General features: G+C 64.3%; 16 protein-coding genes and 1 pseudogene. 3 read left to right on the top strand and 14 right to left on the bottom strand.

Features of this window, described 5'->3' with window-relative positions:
• Window positions 1–89 precede the first annotated feature (89 nt).
• The 6 genes from X735_RS154080 to X735_RS154105 are packed head-to-tail and all read right to left on the bottom strand — an operon-like array spanning window position 90 to window position 7,238.
• On the bottom strand, window positions 90–551 hold the full coding sequence (locus tag X735_RS154080) for a MarR family transcriptional regulator (RefSeq protein WP_023810741.1): 462 nt from the start codon (window positions 549–551) through the stop codon (window positions 90–92).
• Window positions 548–1,132 (bottom strand): amino acid synthesis family protein, encoded by a 585-nt coding sequence (locus tag X735_RS154085; protein WP_023810740.1) that lies wholly within the window; start codon window positions 1,130–1,132, stop codon window positions 548–550. The genes X735_RS154080 and X735_RS154085 overlap by 4 nt, the downstream gene beginning before the upstream one ends.
• Window positions 1,125–2,009: a thiamine biosynthesis protein ApbE gene (locus X735_RS154090; RefSeq protein ID WP_023810739.1), complete on the bottom strand. Its 885-nt coding sequence runs from the start codon at window positions 2,007–2,009 to the stop codon at window positions 1,125–1,127. The genes X735_RS154085 and X735_RS154090 overlap by 8 nt, the downstream gene beginning before the upstream one ends.
• The gene (locus X735_RS154095) at window positions 2,009–3,550 is read right to left on the bottom strand and encodes a 6-hydroxynicotinate reductase (protein WP_023810738.1); all 1,542 of its coding nucleotides are present in this window, start codon (window positions 3,548–3,550) and stop codon (window positions 2,009–2,011) included. The genes X735_RS154090 and X735_RS154095 overlap by 1 nt, the downstream gene beginning before the upstream one ends.
• A complete protein-coding gene (locus X735_RS154100; RefSeq protein WP_023810737.1) occupies window positions 3,547–6,381 on the bottom strand; it encodes a molybdopterin-dependent oxidoreductase in 2,835 nt (944 codons plus the stop codon). The genes X735_RS154095 and X735_RS154100 overlap by 4 nt, the downstream gene beginning before the upstream one ends.
• Complete coding sequence (locus X735_RS154105) at window positions 6,378–7,238, bottom strand: xanthine dehydrogenase family protein subunit M (RefSeq protein ID WP_023810736.1); 861 nt, start codon at window positions 7,236–7,238, stop codon at window positions 6,378–6,380. Before X735_RS154105 ends, X735_RS154100 begins: the two co-directional genes overlap by 4 nt.
• 246 nt (window positions 7,239–7,484) lie before the next feature.
• Here X735_RS154105 and pncA point away from each other — a divergent pair, with 246 nt between their 5' ends.
• Both pncA and X735_RS154115 read left to right on the top strand, forming a co-directional pair.
• Window positions 7,485–8,099, top strand: coding sequence for a bifunctional nicotinamidase/pyrazinamidase (gene pncA / locus X735_RS154110; protein WP_023810735.1), 615 nt, complete (start codon window positions 7,485–7,487; stop codon window positions 8,097–8,099).
• Between the two features lie 219 nt (window positions 8,100–8,318).
• Complete coding sequence (locus tag X735_RS154115; RefSeq protein WP_023810734.1) at window positions 8,319–9,731, top strand: sodium:proton antiporter; 1,413 nt, start codon at window positions 8,319–8,321, stop codon at window positions 9,729–9,731.
• Here X735_RS154115 and X735_RS154120 read toward each other — a convergent pair whose 3' ends face one another.
• The 8 genes from X735_RS154120 to gcvA form a co-directional block, all read right to left on the bottom strand.
• On the bottom strand, window positions 9,732–10,466 hold the full coding sequence (locus X735_RS154120) for an ABC transporter ATP-binding protein (RefSeq protein WP_023810733.1): 735 nt from the start codon (window positions 10,464–10,466) through the stop codon (window positions 9,732–9,734).
• On the bottom strand, window positions 10,463–11,191 hold the full coding sequence (locus X735_RS154125; protein ID WP_023810732.1) for an ABC transporter ATP-binding protein: 729 nt from the start codon (window positions 11,189–11,191) through the stop codon (window positions 10,463–10,465). Before X735_RS154125 ends, X735_RS154120 begins: the two co-directional genes overlap by 4 nt.
• Window positions 11,188–12,150, bottom strand: a complete 963-nt coding sequence (locus X735_RS154130; RefSeq protein WP_023810731.1) for a branched-chain amino acid ABC transporter permease — start codon at window positions 12,148–12,150, stop codon at window positions 11,188–11,190. Before X735_RS154130 ends, X735_RS154125 begins: the two co-directional genes overlap by 4 nt.
• Window positions 12,147–13,028, bottom strand: a complete 882-nt coding sequence (locus X735_RS154135; protein ID WP_023810730.1) for a branched-chain amino acid ABC transporter permease — start codon at window positions 13,026–13,028, stop codon at window positions 12,147–12,149. The genes X735_RS154130 and X735_RS154135 overlap by 4 nt, the downstream gene beginning before the upstream one ends.
• Before the next feature lie 214 nt (window positions 13,029–13,242).
• Window positions 13,243–14,619 (bottom strand): ABC transporter substrate-binding protein, encoded by a 1,377-nt coding sequence (locus X735_RS154140; protein WP_023810729.1) that lies wholly within the window; start codon window positions 14,617–14,619, stop codon window positions 13,243–13,245.
• 129 nt (window positions 14,620–14,748) lie between these two features.
• On the bottom strand, window positions 14,749–16,197 hold the full coding sequence (locus X735_RS154145; protein ID WP_023810728.1) for a hypothetical protein: 1,449 nt from the start codon (window positions 16,195–16,197) through the stop codon (window positions 14,749–14,751).
• Between the two features lie 197 nt (window positions 16,198–16,394).
• Window positions 16,395–17,699 carry a nicotinate phosphoribosyltransferase gene (gene pncB, locus X735_RS154150; protein ID WP_023810727.1) on the bottom strand — a complete coding sequence of 435 codons (1,305 nt, stop codon included), beginning with the start codon at window positions 17,697–17,699 and terminating at the stop codon, window positions 16,395–16,397.
• A 136-nt stretch (window positions 17,700–17,835) separates the two neighbouring features.
• Window positions 17,836–18,810 (bottom strand): transcriptional regulator GcvA, encoded by a 975-nt coding sequence (gene gcvA / locus X735_RS154155; protein WP_023810726.1) that lies wholly within the window; start codon window positions 18,808–18,810, stop codon window positions 17,836–17,838.
• Between the two features lie 207 nt (window positions 18,811–19,017).
• Here gcvA and speB point away from each other — a divergent pair.
• A pseudogene (speB, locus tag X735_RS0134075) lies at window positions 19,018–20,004 on the top strand (agmatinase); the annotation flags it as partial.
• Window positions 20,005–20,012 lie beyond the last annotated feature (8 nt).

The raw sequence follows: 20,012 nt of genomic DNA, 5'->3' as shown, positions 1-20,012 counted from the left end.
CTAACCGCATTCGCCTGAGGCGAACTCTTCTCCGACAGCTATATTACATAAGGCCTTGCTAGTCGGCCCATTCTCGCGGCAGCGCCGCTCTAAGCCAGCTTCACCAGCAGCTTCATGAAGGTGGCGATCTCCTTGGCGGAGAGCGGCGCCAGCGTCTCCTGGGTGATCTCGCGCGCCAGCGGGATCAGGCGCTCGATCGCATCGCGGCCTGCCGCGGTCAGATTGACCAGAAGCCGTCTTTTGTCGACCTCGTGCCTGGAAAGCTCGACAAGGCCGCGCGCCTTCAGCCGGTCGATGACGCCCTTCACCGTCGCCGCATCCATCGCGATCAGCGTGCCGAGCTGGTTCTGCGAGGTCTCGCCGACGTCACGCAGCTTGGCCAACGCCGCGAATTGCGGCGGCGTCAGGTCGCCGATATGCGCGGCAAAGATCGCGACATGGCGCTGATGCGCCTTGCGCAGGATGAAGCCGACCTGCTCCTGCAGGAGGTAATCCTGGTCGTCCGGCGCCTCGACCTCGACCAGCTTGAGCAGATTGTCCTCGCCGCTCACCGCAAGCCATCCCAGGCTTTGATGTCATCGGCCGCGAGACCACCCATGCGATCGTGGATGCGCGGGCCGCAGGTCATGGCGAGGCAGAACAGGATCTCGTCGGGGCGCGGACCATCGGACATGCCGACTTCCATGGCGTCGAAATGGCTGCGCACATAGGCGGCGTTGATGTGGCCGAGCGGCACGTCGAGCTTCGAACCGAAAGCGCCGACCTTCTTGGCCGAGGGCACGATCGCCTTGGCGTCGCCGAGCCGCTCGCGCATGGCGTAGCCGCCGGGCACATGCCAGAGCGCGCCGTGCTCGAGTTCGCCTGCTGTGCCGACAATGGCGCCCTTGCCATAGCCGTCGATCTGTTTCACATCGCCGCCGAGGGCCGTGATCAGCCGGTCGGCGAGCAGCAGGCCGAGCGGCTTTAGATCATCCATGGCGCTCTGCAGCTCCTCGACATAGCGCCCGGCGAACGGATTCTTCACCACGGCAAGAGCGGCGGCGCGGCGGCGCGGCACCCTGGCCACCGGCCCGCCCTCGTGAAAAATCTCTTCGGTCAGCACCGCGATCTTGCGGATCGGAAACTCAGGCATGGGCAACCTCCTCCCTCGAACTTTTGTTGGGCGCGGCAAGCGCAACCGAGCCACTGATGCGGGCCTCACCGCCAAGAAACAACGCCGATCCGGCAATGAGGCCGCGCCGGCGAAAATCTTCGGCGACGGCAAGGCCATTGTCCAGCGCCTGCGCCACTTCGCCAGGTGCAAGCGTGCCGACGTCTTGGGTCACCAGCCGCGAGCCAAGATCGCTGTCGGGCGACAGTTCATGTGCGGAAATGCGTCTGATGGCGGGATTGCTGGGCAGGTCCACTGCGTTGGCAATGAGGGTCGCCGCCGCATCGGCCTCGGCGCCAGTCCGCGCGAGCACGGTGACGGCGTCGGCAATGCCAAGCGAGAAGGAGCGGCCGCGCCAGCCGCTGGTGGCAACGCCACGAACGCCATCTTCCGCGCGGATCGTGATCCGGTCGGCCATGCCGTTGCCGGTGCCGGCGACCGCCAATCCCATCGACTGTCCCCTGCCGATATGGATTGCGCAGTCGCCGCCATTGTTGACATAGGCGCGATCGAGCTTGCGACCCTCAAGCAATGCAGCGAGCATTTCGTCGGCTACCGATCCCGCGACGGCGGCCATCGGTGTTATGAAGCATTCCGCCAGGGGCATGACGGCTGCCTCCATGCGGCGCGCCGTCGGGCCGGCGAAGGTGCGCGGCGCCAGGAAAAACGCCGGCAGCCGCAATTCGGGGAGTTCCTCGACCAGTTCCATCAGGATCGTCTGGAACCGCGCTACGGCTTGTTCATAGGCTCGGCGGCATTCATCCGCCTCACCAAAAACCTCGACGATCAGGTCGATCGGCCCGTGGTTGAGATGCAGCCGCTTGCCGTCCTGCAGCCAATGGGCTTGCGGACCTTGCATCACCCGGCCCCGTTCGGGCCAGCACGACGTAGCTGCGCGAGTGGCGGCCATGGATTGTTGGCTTCGGCGCCTGTGCCGCGGCGCGGATTCAGGTACTCACCGCCTTTTGCGACAATGTCCTCGACGCTGCGTATCTCGGCCTCGTAGCCGCCGAGCCTGACATAGTCGTCGCGGCGCAGCGTGAACTCGATCGGGGCCACCAGCGCCGGTGTCGGCACATAGCCGAAGGCGCCTTCCGGCACTCGTGTGACATCGACCATCAGCGTGATGCCGCCGCCCGGCCAGACATAGACCGGCGCGCCGCCGACCGTCACATAGGTGGTCAGGCCTTGCACCGAACGGGTCAGATTGACCGGGTTTTCGGTGACGCCGGCACGCAGCGAACCGCCGGCGCCGCCGATGAACAGCACGGTGCACAAAGCCGGTTCGCAATTGTCCTCGATCAACTCGACGGACTTTTGCAGCCTTTCGGGAAAACGCTTTTGCACCGGCTTCAGATCGTCATCGAGTTCGTAATAGGCGAACTGCTCGCCGGTGGTCGACACCATCAGCAGCGACAGGCCCGGCCGCGCGCCCTTCTTGACGTTCCACTCGCCGAGGATCGACAGTGGGTCGGAAATGCTGGTGCCGCCCCAGCCTAGGCCGGGTTCGGAGACCTTGAAATAGCGGCCCGGCGTCGAACGACGGCCGATTATTTTTATACCCGTTTCCTGCCAGTCCAGCACCTTGCCAGCCTGGTGCTCGGAAACGACGCCGGTGATGTGGTCGTCGACCACCACCACCTCGTCGACCAGACCGCGCCATTGCGTGGCGAACATGCCGATGGTGGCCGAGCCGCAGCCGACGCGCATGCGGTGTTCCTGCTTGCCGTCGATGATAGGCGCCTTGCCGGCTTCGACTGTTATGGTGGCGCCGCCGTCGATGGCCAATTCCACCGGCTTGCGGTTGCACAGATTGAGCAGAGCGTCGCAGGTGGCGCGGCCCTCGGCCTTGGAGCCGCCGGTCAGGTGATGCACACCGCCCAGCGACAGCATCTGCGAGCCATATTCTCCCGTCGTGACATGGCCGATCGCTTCGCCTTGCGATCGCACGACAGCCATTTCGGGTCCGATATGACGGTCGGTGTCGATCTTCACCTTGACGCCGCAATACGAAAAAATGCCTTCGGTGACCACGGTGACGAGATCGACGCCTTCGACTTCCTGGCTGACGATGAACGGCGCCGGCTTGTAGTCGGGATAGGTGGTGCCGGCGCCTATTGCCGTGACGAAGCGGCGGCCGGTGTTAACCAGTTCGCCGTCCCATGCCTCGCCTTCGGCAATGAACGGCACGATTGCCGCGCCGGTCTCGGCCGCATGATCGAGGATCGTCAGCGGGTCCATCCGCACGATCCTGCCGCCGACATTGCCGTAGCGGTCGCAGGCGCCGGTGCGCCCATCCGATATGTAGCACATCACCGGACAGGCATCGCAGCGGATCTTCTCCGCCACCTGCTTCTCGCCGGGATCATGGGTTTCGAAGCGCTCGGCAAGCTCGCTCATCGGCGTGCCTCCTTTTCGCGGATACCATCTTTTTCGCGGATGCCAGCGCGGATACGCGTCGGCGTCGCCGGTATCTTGGTGACCAGCACGCCGGTGGCGTGGCGGATGGCATTGAGGATTGCCGGCGCCGTCGGGATCAGCACATGCTCGCCCAGCCCCTTGGCGCCGAAGGGTCCTTCCGGATCCGGAACTTCTATCAGGATGGTCTCGATCGGCGGCACGTCGCCAATGGTCGGGATCAGGTAATCGTGCAGATTCTCGGTGCGGCCGGGGATATACTCTTCCATCAGCGCCATGCCGATGCCTTGCGCGATGCCGCCTTCGATCTGGCCCTCGGCCAGCAGCGGGTTGATCGCCTTGCCGACATCGTGCGCGGCGGTGATTTTCAGCAGCTTCACCGTGCCGAGCTTGAGGTCGACCTCCAGTTCGGCGATCTGCGCGCCATAGCCGTAAACGGCGTATGGGTTGCCCTGGCCCTTGGCGTCGAGGGGCAGCGTCGGCGGATCGTAGGTCTCCTCGGCGCGGAAGACGAAGCCTTCGGCGTCCACGTCGAGCGAGGCGAGGTCCATGCGGCGGACAGCTTCGCCTTCGCGGATGACGATCGCCGGGCCGTCGAGTTGCAGGGCTGCGTTTTCGGAAACATTGGCAAAGCGCAGGATCTTTTCACGCAAGGCGCGGCCGGCCTTTTCGGCCGCCTTGCCGGTGACGAAGGTCTGGCGCGAGGCCGAGGTCTTGCCGGCATCGGGGCTGATCGCCGTATCGGCGCTTTTCAGCCGGAATCTCTCAAGCGGCAGGCCGAGCGCGTCGGCGCAGATCTGGGTGATAACGGTGTTCGAACCCTGGCCGATATCGACGGCGCCCTGATGCAAGATGACCGTGCCGTCAGCCGCGATGCCGACCCGGATTGTCGACGGGTTGGGCAGCGAGGTGTTGCCGCAGCCATACCAGCAGGACGCGACGCCAGCGCCGCGCTTTCTATCCCTGTTGGCACGGTTGAATGCATCCGCATCAGCCGTCGCGCGCACCCAATGCGGCTGTAGCGATTCCAGGCATTCGGCAATGCCGACGCCGGACTCCAGAAGCTGCCCGGTAACCGTTTCGGAGCCGTTTCGAAGGCAGTTCCTCAAGCGAAAGTCGAGCCGGTCGATGCCGAGCTTGCCGGCCAGCTCGTCATAGAGCGTCTCCTGCATGATCGTCGCTTGCGGCACGCCGAAGCCTCGGAAGGCGCCGGAGATCGGTCCATGGGTATGGATGGCGCGGCCTTCGGCCCGGTAATTCGGCGTCGCATAGGGTCCGGAGGCGTGCACCGGCACGCGGTTGGCCACCGTCGGCCCCCAGCTTGCATACGCGCCGGTGTTGAAGTCACCTTCGAAGATCATGCCGGTGACAAGGCCGTCGGCATCGGCGCCGATGGTCGCTTTCATCTCGGCCGGATGGCGCTTGGTGGTCGAGATCATCGATTCGGTGCGGGTGTAGGCAAGTGCCGCCGGCCGCCCCGTCTTCATCGCCACCAGGCCGATCAGCGGCTGCAACGAAACGTCGAGTTTGGAACCGAAACCGCCGCCGGTCGCGGTCGGCACGATGCGCACCTTGTCGACGGCAAGGCCGAGCACCTTCGCCGTCTCGTCGCGGTCCATATAGGGCGCCTGGGTGCAGGCGACGACGACCAGCGTGTCGCCGTCCAGATAGGCATAGCCGGCTTCCGGTTCGATATAGGCGTGCTCGACATAGGAGGTGTCGATGGCGCCGGACACGGTGAACGCAGCGCCGGCAAGCGCCGTCTCGGGGTCGCCGCGTTCGACCAGGCCGGAGGTGAGCAGGTTCGCCGGCCGACTTTCATGGATCAGCGCCGCACCTTCGGCCTGCGCTTCGGCGGGTTGCAGAAAATGCGGCAGTTCGCTCCAGCGGATAGGAAAATCCGACAAATCGAGATCGAGGATCGCCTCGCGCTCGCCGGCGACCAGCGCCACCGCCTCGCCGCGAAGACGAGTAAAACCTTCGGCCAGCGCCGGCTGGTCGGCGAATGGGCCGATAGCGCCGAAACAGTTCTTTCCCGGAATGTCGGCGGCGGTGAAGACCCCGGCGATGCCAGGATGCTGTTTCGCCCAGCCGTCGAGGTCGCCGAAGGCGAAAGCGGCGTGATAATGCGGCGAGCGGACCACCAGCACGGCCAGCGCATCGGCGGGGAAGGAATCGCCGCCGAATTTCTCAGCCCCGGTGACCTTCGGCACGCCGTCGAGTCGGATCGGCGAGGAGCCGATCGCGTGGCCGGATGGAGGCAAGCGGAAATCCAGGCTTACTGCCTGCACGGAGGCATCCATCACTGCGGCAATGATCTTCCGGTAGCCGGTGCAGCGGCACAGAATTCCGCCGAGCGCGTCCTGTACCTCGACCTCGGTGGGGCTCGCCTTCTTCTCCAGCAACGCCGTCGCCGCAACCAACAGGGCGGGCGTGCAGATCCCGCACTGCGCGGCGCCGTAGGCGAGGAAAGAGGCCTGCAACGCCGACAGCCGGCCGTTGGAAAGCCCTTCGACTGTCGTCACCGATGCGCCGGCAGCGGAAGCCGCCGGCATCAGGCAGGCGCAGACGGGATCGCCGTCGACCAGCACCGTACAGGCGCCGCAATCGCCGGCATCGCAGCCGACCTTGGTGCCGGTCAGCCCCAGTTCGTCGCGCAGCACCAGAGACAGCCGGCGCAGCGGCGGCACATTGACCGAGACGGCGGCGCCGTTGACCTCGAAGACGATATCGGCGCGCGCAGCGCCGAAGCCTGGCTGGGCACTGCTCGGATCGGGCAAGGCTTCACGCGCGTCAGGCTGAATTTGGCTCATGCCGCCACCTCTTCGCCAGTCGTCCGGCCCACAGCCGCGAGCAGGGCGCGGGCAACAATCTCGCGCACCGCATCGAGCCGGTATTCGGCGCTGCCGCGCACATCGGCGATCGGCGACAGTTCGCTCATCGGCGCGGACAGGACCGCAAAGGCAAGTCCGCCATCCGCCGGCAGCCCGCACAACGCGGCTTCGACGCCGGCCAGCCGCCTGGCCACCACCGAGCAGGAGCCGGCGGCGACCGCCGCTTGCCGGACAAGGCCGTTGTCGACGACCAGACGTGCCGCCACCATGGCAATGGAAATGACGAGATAACGGCGCGCGCCGAGCTTGACGAAAGCCGACATGCCCGTAGCAGCGGGTCTCGGCACGCGGATGGCCGTGACCATCTCACCGGGCAGCAGAGCCGTTCGGCGATTGCCGAGAATGAAGTCCTGCAGCGGCAGGTGCCGCGTGGCTGCCACCGAGCGCAGCTCGACCTCGGCATCGAGGACGAGCAGGGCAGGCACACCGTCGGCGGCCGGCGACGCGTTGCAGACATTGCCGGCGACCGAGGCGACGTTCTGGATCTGCACCGAGCCGACCTCGCGCGCCGCCTGTTTCAAGGCATCGAAGGCCGGCGGCAAGGGGTGGCGGACGATGTCGGTCCAGGTCGTGCGCGCGCCGATGACGAAATGGTCGCTCGTCTCGGCAATGCCGCGCAGCGAACCCAGGCCGTTAATGTCGAGAACATTGTCGCGGAAGGGTTTGCTGCCCTGTGCCGGATAGAAATCGGTGCCGCCGGCAAGGATGCGCCAGGCGCCCTCGCCAAGCAAAGCGAGCGCTTCGTCGACCGAGGTGGGTTTCGCGTAACGGATCACGCTTTGCCTTCCAGAAAAGGAACTTTCCGAATCCGGTATTTCCGGCGTTCAAGCCGAGAAATTCATTCGTATGCAAATGATATCAAGCCCGCAGGATTTGTCAAAGCCGGAGTTTGCAGCGACCCGGCCGGCACGCATTTGTTATGTCGCGAGAGGTTGACGCCGCCGGCCATCTGGTCAAGTTTCTGCGTCCGGTCGCGTCAGCGGCATTTTCCACTGGAGCCTGCATACGGAAGAGGAAAGCCCATGGCCGACGAAGCGCTTGTCGTCATCGACCTGCAGAACGATTTTTGTCCGGGCGGCGCGCTGGCGATTGCTGGCGGCGATGAGATCGTGCCGCTGGTCAACGACCTGATCCGGCGAACCGACCATGTCGTGCTGACGCAGGACTGGCATCCCGCCGGTCACTCCAGCTTTGCTTCGAGCCATCCGGGCGCGCATCCCTTCACCATGATCGAGATGCCGTACGGCCAGCAGACGCTGTGGCCGGACCACTGCATCCAGGGCAGCTTGGGCTCCGATTTCCATTCCGGCCTCGCCTGGACCAAGGCCGAACTCGTCATCCGCAAGGGATTCCGGCCTGATATCGACAGCTACTCGGCCTTCTTCGAAAACGATCGCACGACACAGACCGGCCTTGCCGGCTACCTCCGGGAGCGCGGCATCGACACGCTGACCCTGGTCGGGCTGGCGACCGATTTCTGCGTTGCCTTCTCGGCGCTGGACGCCGTTAGCCAGGGCTTTAAAACCATAGTGCGGCTCGATGCCTGCCGCGGCATCGATCTCAACGGCTCGCTCCATGCCATGCTGCAGCGCATGCGCGACGCCGGCGTGACGCTCGAAGACCCTTTGTCGGATTGAACGGATCGTGGGGCAACAGGTAGAGATCCGATGTTTAAAGGCAGGATTGTCGCCTTCGGTGAAGCCAGCCGAATTGCGAAGGGCAATTCGGGGCGATCCGACCTCTCCCCTAGGGGAGAGGAGGCTGCCGGCGCCGAAGCTCGTCTCTTCTCCCCAACGGGGAGAAGGTGGCCGCGTAGCGGCCGGATGAGGGGGCCTTTTTCATATCCGATTCCCCTGTTGGCTGCATGCGCTGCGATAATTGCCGCTACGCTGTTTCCGGCACAAGCTTTCGCGGCGGAGGAACACGGCCTGCCCGGCGCTTCGATGTCGCTGTGGTGGGCGCTGCCCTTTGCCGGGCTGTTGTTGTCGATCGCCACCGGTCCGCTGCTGTTTCCTCATGCCTGGGAGCATCACTACGGCAAGATCGCGGCCCTTTGGGGCGCTCTGGTGGTCCTGCCGCTGGCGGTTGCCTTCGGTGTCCCCACAGCGACCGAAGCGGTGCTGCATGCGTTGCTCACCGAATACATGTCGTTCATCATCCTGCTGTTTGCGCTGTTCACCATTTCGGGCGGCATTCTCATTGCCGGCAACATTCACGGCACGCCGCTGGTGAATGCAGGCCTGCTGCTGGTCGGCGCGCTGCTGGCATCGGTGATCGGCACGACCGGTGCCTCGATGATCCTGATCCGGCCGATCATCCGCGCCAACGACAACCGTCCGTTCAACGCCCATGTCGTGATCTTCTTCATCTTCCTCGTTTCCAACATCGGTGGCTCGCTGACGCCCTTGGGCGATCCACCGCTGTTCGTCGGCTTCCTCAGAGGCGTCGATTTCTTCTGGACGACCGCCAACCTCTGGCGCGAGACGCTGTTCGTCGGCGGTGCCGTGCTGACCGTCTTCCTGGGCATCGACATCATCCTGCACCGGCGCGAGGCTGGCGCGCCGAAGATCAAGGATCCGACACCGGATACCAAGGTGCGTCTGCGCGGCCTGGCCAACCTTCCGCTGCTGGCGGGCGTGATCGGCGCCATCCTGCTGTCGGCAACCTGGAAGCCGGGCGTCAGCTTCTCCGTGTGCGGGGTCAGCCTGGAACTGCAGAACCTGGTGCGCGACGCTCTCATCCTGGCGCTTGCCCTCTTTTCACTTGCCATTTCGCGCAAGGAATACCGCGAAGCCAACGGCTTCAACTGGGGTCCGATATCGGAGGTGGCGAAATTGTTTGCCGGCATCTTCATCTGCATCGTGCCGGTCGTCGCTATCCTGAGGGCCGGCCATGAGGGCGCGCTGGCGCCGCTGGTCGCCCTCGTCACTTCGCCTTCGGGCGGGCCCAATGACCTCGCCTATTTCTGGCTGACTGGGGCGCTGTCATCCTTCCTCGACAATGCGCCGACCTATCTGGTGTTCTTCGAGCTTGCCGGCGGCGACTCCCGGCACCTGATGACGGAATTCGCCTCGACTTTGGCTGCGATCTCGGCCGGTGCGGTGTTCATGGGCGCCAACACCTATATCGGCAATGCGCCGAACTTCATGGTCTACGCCATCGCCAGGCATCGCGGCGTCAAGATGCCGGGCTTTTTCGGCTATATGGCATGGTCGGGCCTGGTGCTGATCCCGACATTTTTGGGTGCGGGTTTTCTGTTCTTCGGCTGATCAGCCCACGCCGACATAACGGCGCACCGCCGACGGGTCGGCACGCAATTCCTCGACATCGACCGTCTCGCGGTTGCGGCCGTTTTCGATGAAGGCAACATGGTCGGCGACAGAAAGCACCGCATCGACACGCTGTTCGACTAGGATGGTCGAAACGCCCATGTCGCGCAGCTTCGACACCGTCTCGCGGATCTTGGCGATCATCGACGGCATCAGCCCTTCGGTCGGCTCGTCGAGCAGCAGCACCTGCGGCTCGAGGCAGAGCGCGCGCGCCATCGCCAGCATCTGCTGCTCGCCGCCGGACAGTGTGCCTGAACGTTGCCGCAGCCGCTGGCGCAGCAACGGAAAGAGGTCGAGCACGTTTTCACGCGCCGCCTTGCCCTTGCCGCGCGCCATCAGCCCGATCTCGATGTTCTCCGCCACCGTCATCTCGGCGAACAGCCGCCTGCCTTGGGGCACATAGGCGACGCCGGCCTTGGGCACCTCATGCGCCGGCAGCCCGGTCAACTCTTGGCCAGCCAGTTTGATCGAGCCGGCGCTCGAGGGAACCAGCCCCATGATGGCTTTGAGCGTCGTCGTCTTGCCGGCGCCGTTGCGGCCGAACAGGCACAGCACCTCGCCCTTGTTCAGCACCAGGTCGAGGCCATAGAGCACCTGGACCTCGCCATAGAAGCAGTCGAGCCCCGAGATGGTGAGTGCTTGAGACGTCGCCTCGGCCTTGTTTGTCTCGGTCATGGGGCGGTCCCCAGATAGGCTTCCTGCACCGCCACGTTCCCGCGGATTGCTTCGGGCGTGCCTTCGGCGAGGATCTTGCCGGCGTTGAAGACGGTGATGCGGTCGGCCAGTTGCATGACCACGGGCATGTTGTGCTCGATCAGAAGCACGGTGGCGTTTTTGGCGATCTCGCGCGCCAACGTGATGAAATTGTCGATCTCAGAGTCGGCCAGGCCTTGCGTCGGTTCGTCGAGGATCAGCAGGCGCGGCTTCAGCGCCAGGCCCATCGCCACTTCCAGCAGGCGCTGATGGCCGTAGGACAATTGGCCGGCCGGCATGTGGGCACGATCGGCTAGGCCGGTGCGTTCGAGTGCTGACATGACAGCGGCCTGTATCGCGCTCTTGGAATGGCTGCCATGCCGCAGCGTCAGTTGCGCGGGCAGCGCGACGTTGGCGTAAACGGACAGGTTGGCATAGACGCTGGTGAGCTGGAAGGTGTAGGCGATGCCTCTGCGCACCCTGACATAGGCAGGCAGATTGGTGATGTCGGCGCCGTCGAAGACGATCATGCCGGCAGACGGCTGGATGCGGCCGCTGACCAGGCTGACGAAGGTGGTTTTCCCCGCCCCGTTGGGGCCGATGACGGCGCGGATCTCGCCCGGCATCAGCGCGAAATCGACATTGTCGATGGCGCGCAAGCCGCCAAAGTTGCGCGACAGGCCCTTGGTGGTCAAAAGCGGCATCATGGCAGCCACCCGAGCCAGCGCTGGCGGATGCTGCCCAGAATGCCTTTGGGGAAAAACAGCACCAAAAGGATGAGCGCGATGCCGACGATCAGCAGATAGGCGGAGGTGTAGCCGCTGGTGATATCAATGACATAGTACATGAACAGCGTGCCGATCAGCGGCCCGAGCGTTGTTGCAGCACCGCCCAGCAGCACCCACAGCAGCGGCAGGATCGAATACTGCACCGAGGCGAAGCTCGATCCGACATAGCCGAACAGCAGTGCATAGGCGGCACCCGACGCCGCGCAGATGGTGCCGGAGATGACGACGGCGGCGAGCTTGTTGGAGAAAGTGTCGTATCCCAGCATCTTCGTCCGCTCCTCGTTCTCGCGGATGGCGACCAGCACGCGGCCATAGCGGGAGCGGACCATGGCCAACTTGACGAGAAGCACGATCGAAAACAGCCCGAGCGCTGTCAAGTAGCGCACCGTTGGATTGGTGAGCTCGAGCGATGTCGTGCCGAAGCTAAGCACCCGCGCCGGCTGCGGCACGACCATGCCCTGGTCGCCGCCGGTCCACGCCGCAAAATAAAGAATGAGGAGATAAAAAACCTGGGCGAACATCATGGTGACGATCATGAAGGCGACACCCGTGGTGCGCAGTGCCAGCAGGCCGATCACCAGTGCCAGGACTGCGCCGCAGGCAATTCCGCCGAGGAAGGCCAGGGGTACGCTCCAGCCGAGCTGGATGACGGCAAGGCCGGCGCCATAGAGCCCAGCGGCGAAGAGCATGGCATGGCCAAGGCTGAGCAGGCCGACATAGCCGAACAGCATGTTGTAGCCCATGGCAAAGACCGCCAGCACCATGATGCGGGCGAGCAGGCCGTGATAGTACTCCGGCAGCAGGAAGCTCAGCACGAAGAGCAGCGCGATGACGCCGAGATGCAGGGCATAGGCTTTTGCCGGCGAAGCTTCGCTCATCGCGATGCCGTCCCGAACAGGCCTTGCGGGCGGAACACCAGCACCATGGCGACCAGCAGCGTTGCGATGATCTTGGCCAAAGTCGGCGAGAAGAACATCGAGATGATGCCGTCGGAGAGGCCGATCAGCACGGCGGCGACGACCGTGCCGCGCAGCGAGCCGAGGCCGCCGATGATGACGACGATGAAGGAGAGCAGCAGCGGATCCTGTCCCATCAGATAATGCGCCTGGCTGATCGGCACGATCAGCACCGCGGCAATGGCCGCCAGCATGGCACCGAGCGCGAAGACACCGCCATAGACACGGCCGACAGGGATGCCGAAGGCCTGTGCGGTTTCGCTGTCATACTGGGTGGCGCGCATGACGAGGCCGATCCTGGTGTGCGTCAGCACCAGCCATGTCGCAATGAGCAGCAGCGCCGAAGTGGCGATAACAGACAGTTTGTAGCCAGAGTAACCGAACCAAGGCAAAAGGATGCGATAGCTGAACGGCGGCTCCACCGGCCGCGCCTCCGGGCCGTAAAAAGTCAGCGCCAATTGCTGGATGATGTAGAGCATGCCGATGGTGGCGACGATGGTGGCTTCCGGATTATAATTGAGCCGGCGCAGCACCAGCCGTTCGGCGACCAACGCAATGGCGCCGACGATCAGCGGCGCAATCACCAGCGCCGCCAGGAAACCGAGCGCAGGGTGACCGCCGATGGCCGTGGTGATCGCCCAGGCGAGCACCGCGCCCAGCATGAAGAACTCGCCATGCGCGACGTTGACGACGCGCATCACGCCGAACACAAGCGACAGGCCAAGCGCGGTCAGCGCCAGCACGGCTGATGTGACGAGGCCTTCGAGGGCGGCGAGGAGTAGGTGGGGACCGAAGTGCATCGGCTACGCACCGGCGGATGCGCGAGGCACCCCCCTCTGTCCTGCCGGACATCTCCCCCGCAAGGGGGGAGATTGGATGTCCTCACTGGTTTCGCCAACCATCAACGCTCGCAGATGGGCACCGCCGCACGAACTGCCGATCTCCCCCCATGCGGGGGAGATGTCCGGCAGGACAGAGGGGGGTGTCTTGGCGCTCACGCTGCTGGAGCTAAGCTCAAAGCGCCTGCGTCGTGTAATCCCCCTCGGCCTCGTAAAGCCCGTCCTCGATCTTGGTCTTGTGCACGACCTTGAGCTTGCCGCCCTCGACCTTGGAGATGTTCTGGATGCCAAAGCACTGGTGGATCTTACCGTTGAAGGTTTTCGGCCCCTGCGGATGCTCCGGACCTTCGGCGAACTCGGTCAGGGCCTCGGTCGCCTCGACCAGCTTGGCGCGGTCTTCCGGACCCTTGTAGCCGGCGTCTTCCATTGCCTTCTTGACGACGTAGAGCGTCTCCCAGCAGCCGAACATGTGGGCTGCGGTGGAGACATCCTTGGGATCGCCGACGGCAGCGCCATTGTCGTCGATGCCGACGGCGGCGCGATAGGCCTTCTGCGCTTCGGAATCGTTGGCCTGCGCATAGCGCGGCGAGCCTTCCCAGAAATGGCTGCCGTCCAGGAATTCGAGGCCGGGGCTGTTGATGTCGGTGGCCTCGAGCGAATCGATGAAGCCGAACAGTTGCGGCCGGTTGGAGCCGTAGAACTCGCCGAGCTCCTTGACGAAGGTGAGCACGGCCGGGCCGACCATGACGTGGTAGATCACCTCGGTCTCGGCCGGGATCTGCGGGAAGTATTTGGTGAAGGACGATTCCGTCGGCGGGATGGCGATCTGCGCGATGACCTCGGCGCCTTGCGCCTTCAGTGCCGGCGGCAGGTAGTCGCGATGGTCGTAGCCGAAGGCGAAATCNATGACCTCGGCGCCTTGCGCCTTCAGTGCCGGCGGCAGGTAGTCGCGATGGTCGTAGCCGAAGGCGAAATCGGGGAAGATCTGCGTCACCTTCTTGCCGGCATTGGCCGCGATCCACGGCGCCATCGACTGGATCTGGCTCTTCACGTCGGTGATGCCGGGCTGGAAGACATAGCGGTTCAGCTTTGTCGAGGCGACGTGATGGCCTTCGCTGACGACGAAATAGGGCATCTTGTTTTCGCCGGCGGCGGGCGCCGAGCCGATGACAACATGCGAGAACAGCGTGCCGAAGACGATGTCGGTCTTGTGCTGGGTGGCGAACTTGCCGACCACCTCGGCGCCACGGCCGGGATCGGTGCCGTCGTCCTCGATGATCACCTCGACCTGGCGGCCGTTGATGCCGCCGGCGGCATTGATCGCCTTGACCGCGGCAGCCGTGGTCTTCTCGTACCAGCGGCCATAGGCAGCGCCGATGCCGGTGCGGTGCGACTGGAAGCCGATCTTGATCGGCGCCGAGCTCTGCGCCTGGGAATAGCGGACGAAGCCGGGGGCCAGGCCGAGGCCGGCGCCCGCGGCCAGACCCTTCAGCGCCGTGCGGCGGGTGAGCGTGGATCTGGAGAGATCGAAAAACCCATTCTTGTCAGTCACGGCAGTTCCCCTGTTCTTGAGTTTTGACTGGCTGTAACGAGGCAAAAAATCGCATGTGTACAAACTAAATCACCAAAGCCCCGACGTGGCAAGCGGGCTTTCCCCCCAAGGCATGCTGGTCGCCTTTTCTCATCCGACCGTCGGCGTGGCAAGCAACCAGAGGCCGAAGACGGTGTAGGCGATCATCAGCAAGGTGAGAGGGAACTGGCTGAGTGCCGCGCGGGAGGGCTGTGGGTGCAGGCGCCAGGCGAAGCCGTGAGCGACGAGGACGGCGAGCACATGGCCCAGGATGATGGCGCCGGCCTGGATATTCCACAGCCACCACGCAGAGTCCGCCCCCGCAACGATGCCGGCCTCGATCTGCATGTCGGCGGTGCCGAACAGGTTCCAGCCCATCGCGAACGGATCGGAAAGTGCCGCAAGCGCATATTGGCCGTCGACGAGCAGCGCCATCAGATAATGCGCAACGTGATAGGCGAGCGCGATCGGCACGATCGACCACACCAGCACGCCGGCCGCCTGGGCGAGGGTGTGATCGCTGCCGGCAAGACGCTGGCCGAGCCGGACGGCAAGCAGGAACACCGCCGCCAGCAGCGCGAATGTCAGGATCAGCCCGAAAGTGCCGCTGCCGATCAGCGCGGTGCGGCCGGGAAATTCGAGCGGGTTGATGCCGAACAGGCCGAGCCAGAAGAAGGTCTTCGACAGGCCGTCGAAGGATACCGACGACAGGGCTAGCAGCAGGAAAGCTATGCCGCTGGCCGGCAAGGGCTCCGCGGCCAGCAGCTTGGCGCCGGGCCAGCAAAGTGCAAGCCGGCCGTCTTGGTTGCGTTCGGCCACGGCGAAGCGCGCCACCATCGAGAAGAAAACCGTCAGGAATTCACCGCTGCGGCTCCAGCCGCGATAGCCGAACGCCAGCATGGCGAGGAAAGAGAACAGCCAATATAGGCCGGCGGCAAAAGCCAGCCGTGCCGGATCGTCGGGCGCGGGATCGATGAGTTCGAACCAGGCGAAGGCGAAGAACAGGATGGCAGCCGGCCAGCAGCCGACCCATCGGGGCAGGCGCCATGCTCCGTGATCCCCGGTCCCGAACAGGCGCGAGGCGAGACGCCATGGTCCATACCAGGGGTTCAGCCATGACCAGAGGTCGCCGAAGACACCCTGCAGCAGCGTGACACCGGCCCACAACAGGGTCCAGATCACCAGTGGCAGAGGATTGGAAAGTGGGTCGCGGCTGCCGAAAAAGCCGGCGGCGATGAGAATTGCAAAGCCGGCGAAGGATAGCAGGCTGATGGCGGCGCGGGTGGCGTCTCTGAGGGCAAACAACGGCAGGCGCCGGCGCCAGAAACGGTCGAGCAAATCCGCAGGCAGCAGCGCCAGCACGAGGAAGCTGATGGCCACGGCGAAGGCGCCGCCGACCAGATAGTAGCCGGTCGGCAGGAGCAGGACATGGCCACGATCGGAGGCGTGCGCGAAGGCGGGGGTGGGGAGGGATACGAATAAGCAAATGAAGCTTGTGATCAAGAGGCGATAACCTTCGCCGCCGCGATCCTTCACACCCCCCTCTGGCCTACCGGCCATCTCCCCCGCAAGGGGGGAGATCGGATGTCGCCCAGGCTTTCGCCAATCTTCAACTTCGGAGAAAAAGGCGGACTGGTCGAAGCGGCCAATCTCCCCCCTTGCGGGGGAGATGTCCGGCAGGACAGAGGGGGGTGTGCGGGAACTCAAGCTATCCGAGATTCCATCTTTGCAGGCGATGCCAGGAGTCCCATCACCCCTCACACCTTGACCAATTGCTCCACGCGGTCCTTCTCGCCAAAGATACTGAGATACCGCTCGATCTCTTTCACATCGCCGGTCGCCTTGGCCGGATTGTCGGAAAGCTTGACCGCTGGTCTGCCATTGGCCTCGGTGACCTTGCAAACCAGCGATATGGCGTCGAGGCTGTCGGTTTCCGTCGGCGCGCAGCCTTCGAAATCATTGGTCAGATTGGTGCCCCAGCCGAAGGACATACGCACCTTGCCCTTGAAGTGGCGATAGGTCTCCTCGATCGTCTCGACCTCGAGCCCGTCGGAGAAGATCAACAGCTTCTGCTTGGGATCCTTGCCCTTGTCGCGCCACCAGGCGAGAATCTTTTCGCCGCCCTCGATCGGCGGTGCGCTGTCGGGGCGGAAACCCGTCCAGTCGGCCACCCAGTCCGGCGCGTCGCGCAGGAAGGAGGCGGTGCCGAACGCATCGGGCAGCACGATCAAAAGGTTGCCGCCATAGTAGCGCTGCCAGTCCTGCAGCACCTTGTAGGGCGACTGTCTCAGTTCTTTTTCCGAGTCGGCAAGCGCGGCGAACACCATAGGCAGCTCATGTGCATTGGTGCCGAGCGCTTCGAGGTCGTTGTCCATGGCCAGCAGCACGTTGGAAGTGCCGGTGAACGCCTCGCCGATGCCTTCCTTCAGCGCCTCGACACACCAGCGCTGCCACAGGAAGGAATGGCGCCGGCGCGTGCCGAAGTCCGAGATGCGGATGCCGGGCAGCGCCTTCAGCCGCTCGGTCTTGGCCCACATCTTGGACTTGGCGCGGGCATAGAGCACGTCGAGCGCGAAAGGCCCGAACGCCCGCATCGCCGCGCGCGATCGAAGTTCATTGATGATGGCGAGCGCCGGGATTTCCCACAGCGTGGTGTACATCCACGGCCCGCTGAAGGTCAGCTCATACTGCCCGTCGCGCTTTGACAGCTCATACTCGGGCAGCCGGAAGCCTTCCAGCCAGGCGAGGAACTCCGGCTCGAAGATCTGCTTGCGGCCATAGAAATTGTTACCGCCGAGCCAGATCATCTCCTTTTTGGAGAAGCGCAGCGTGCGGGCATGGTCGAGCTGTTCGCGCAATTCGCCCTCGTCGATCTCGTCAGCAAGGCGCACCGAGGTCGAGCGGTTGATCAGCGAGAAGGTGGTGTTGACCTTGGGGTACATGCCCCAGATCATCTGCAGCATCAGAAGCTTGTAGAAATCCGTGTCGAGCAGGCTACGCACGATCGGATCGAGCTTCCAGGTGTGGTTGTAGACGCGCCGCGCAATATCGGTCTTAGCCATGTTTCAACACCGCCTTCGCTGCCTGCCATCCACAATCGCGACAGGCCTCATAGCATCGAATCGGCCAGAACGCTGCCCGCTTTCAGGCTGGCCCGACAAAAAGAGCTGCCTGCACGCTGTGGCGCAGAGCCTGGCATCAGTTTGCGGATTTGCCGCCCATCACCCTGAGCGCCGGACGCTTGCGGCGGCTGACGATGCGGCCGGCCACCGGGGCGTCGGCGCGCCCGTCATCCCCGGCCTTCTCGGCGAACAGCCAGTCGATGAACACCTGCACGATCGGTGTCGCCCGCATCTCGTTGCGGCAGACGACATAGAAATCGTCGACCGCCGGCACCGACAGGCTGAACGGCGCGACCAGCATGCCCCTGGCCAGCAGCGCGCTTGCCGTCACGGAGTCGCCCAACGCCACGCCATGGCCGTGCACCGCCGCCTCGGTCGCCATACGCGCATCGCCGAGGTGATGGCGGCGACCCCGCTCCAGGTCCAGCGCATCGGCCGCCGCCAGCCAGGTGTGCCATTCGCGACCGTCGTCGCCATGCAGGAAGACATGGTCGGCAAGGTCCCTGACGCTGCGGATCGGGCGGTTGTTGATCAGTGTCGGGCTGACCACGGGAAACAGTTCGAGGCCCGACCATTTGCGCATCCAGCAATCGGTCCAGCTGCCGTCGCCATAATGCACGCAGACATCGATGGTGGGCGCCCGCAAATCCTTGGGATCGTTGGAAGGAATAAGCGTCAGCCTTATGTCGGGATATTGCGCCATGAAACTGCCGAGCCGCGGTGTCATCCACAACAACAGAAGCGCCGGCACGCAGGAGACCGAAAGTGTGCCGCTGCTCGCCGGCCTTGTCATGCGCTGGGTGGCGGCCGCGATGCCGTCGAAGGCGGTCGACACTGCCGGCAGAAGCTCCGCGCCATGCGGTGTCAGTTTGACCCGCTGACCGACCCGCTCGAACAGCTTGACACTGAGCGACTGCTCGAGCGCCTTGATCTGGTGGCTGACGGCGCCATGCGTGACATTCAGCTCATTGGCCGCCTTGGTCAGCGAGCCATGCCGGGCCGTTGCCTCGAAGGCGCGCAGCGGATTAAGCGGTGGCAGGCGCTTGGTCATGGGTATCAACTTTATTGTGAGATTTTCTCACAGAAAACACCCTAACAATATCAATTGATTTTTCAATGCCGCTGCCAGACACTGAGCCTGGAACAGCATCAAGACGTGAAATCTGCAGGCAGCCAGCGGGACAGCGGCCCGGCCGGATGACGGTCGGTTCGCAGGCGTCACCCGCGTCGGCACTGTATCAGCCCAGGAGGAGCGGACATGGGATACGATCGCGGCAAGCTCGACGCGTTGCGTCGCAAATATTGTGAAAGCCATGGCGGCGAGATGTTCGACCCGAAATTCCGCAAGGTCGCCGACAAGATATTCTCCAAAAGCGGCACGCGGCTGGCGCCCTATTCAGGCATCCCGACCTTCCTCGCCGCGCCCTACCGGGAAATATCGGCCGACAATCCGGATTTCGGCGACCTTCAGGTAGCGATGATCGGAGTGCCGATGGATCTCGGCGTCACCAACAGACCAGGCTCGCGCTTCGGGCCGCGAGCGCTGCGTGCCATCGAGCGCATCGGCCCTTACAACCACGTGCTGGAATGCGCGCCCACACATGAGCTCCGGGTCGCCGACATCGGCGACACGCCGTTCCGCAGCCGCTACCGGCTGGAGACCAGCCATGAGGATATCGAGCGCCGCACCAACCAGATCGTCGATGCCGGCGTCATCCCGCTTTCGATCGGCGGCGACCATTCGATCAGCCATCCGATCCTGAAGGCCGTCGGGAAGAAAGCTCCGGTCGGGTTGATCCATATCGACGCCCACTGCGACACCAGTGGCCTGTTCGACATGACCAAGTTCCACCATGGCGGCCCGTTCCGCAACGCGGTGCTTGACGGCGTGCTCGACCCGACGCGCACGATCCAGATCGGCATCCGCGGCTCGGCCGAATATCTGTGGGAATTCACCTACGAGTCCGGCATGACCGTGGTGCATGCCGAGGAGGTGACCGGTCTCGGCATTCCGGCCATCATCGAGAAGGCGCGCAGAATAGTCGGCGACGGCCCGACCTATGTCTCCTTCGACATCGACAGCGTCGATCCGGCCTTCGCGCCGGGCACCGGCACGCCTGAGGTCGGCGGGCTGACGACACGCGAGGTGCTCGAACTGCTGCGCGGCCTCAAGGGTCTCAACATCGTCGGCGGCGACGTCGTCGAGGTGGCACCGCAATACGACTCGACCACCAACACGGCGCACNCTGACGA

The organism is Mesorhizobium sp. L2C084A000 (assembly GCF_000502875.1).
In the GTDB taxonomy this organism is placed as follows: Bacteria; Pseudomonadota; Alphaproteobacteria; order Rhizobiales; family Rhizobiaceae; genus Mesorhizobium.
Note: the sequence above shows the minus strand (reverse complement) of the source record. Positions and strands in the feature narration are given on the sequence as shown.

What these genes read in the sequence shown, in the direction of transcription:
- X735_RS154085 (WP_023810740.1), bottom strand. Translation starts at nt 1,132, where the DNA reads ATGCCTGAGTTTCCGATCCGCAAGATCGCGGTGCTGACCGAAGAGATT.
- X735_RS154090 (WP_023810739.1), bottom strand. Translation starts at nt 2,009, where the DNA reads ATGCAAGGTCCGCAAGCCCATTGGCTGCAGGACGGCAAGCGGCTGCAT.
- X735_RS154095 (WP_023810738.1), bottom strand. Translation starts at nt 3,550, where the DNA reads ATGAGCGAGCTTGCCGAGCGCTTCGAAACCCATGATCCCGGCGAGAAG.
- X735_RS154100 (WP_023810737.1), bottom strand. Translation starts at nt 6,381, where the DNA reads ATGAGCCAAATTCAGCCTGACGCGCGTGAAGCCTTGCCCGATCCGAGC.
- pncA (WP_023810735.1), top strand. Translation starts at nt 7,485, where the DNA reads ATGGCCGACGAAGCGCTTGTCGTCATCGACCTGCAGAACGATTTTTGT.
- X735_RS154120 (WP_023810733.1), bottom strand. Translation starts at nt 10,466, where the DNA reads ATGACCGAGACAAACAAGGCCGAGGCGACGTCTCAAGCACTCACCATC.
- X735_RS154125 (WP_023810732.1), bottom strand. Translation starts at nt 11,191, where the DNA reads ATGATGCCGCTTTTGACCACCAAGGGCCTGTCGCGCAACTTTGGCGGC.
- X735_RS154130 (WP_023810731.1), bottom strand. Translation starts at nt 12,150, where the DNA reads ATGAGCGAAGCTTCGCCGGCAAAAGCCTATGCCCTGCATCTCGGCGTC.
- X735_RS154135 (WP_023810730.1), bottom strand. Translation starts at nt 13,028, where the DNA reads ATGCACTTCGGTCCCCACCTACTCCTCGCCGCCCTCGAAGGCCTCGTC.
- X735_RS154145 (WP_023810728.1), bottom strand. Translation starts at nt 16,197, where the DNA reads ATGGCCGGTAGGCCAGAGGGGGGTGTGAAGGATCGCGGCGGCGAAGGT.
- pncB (WP_023810727.1), bottom strand. Translation starts at nt 17,699, where the DNA reads ATGGCTAAGACCGATATTGCGCGGCGCGTCTACAACCACACCTGGAAG.
- gcvA (WP_023810726.1), bottom strand. Translation starts at nt 18,810, where the DNA reads ATGACCAAGCGCCTGCCACCGCTTAATCCGCTGCGCGCCTTCGAGGCA.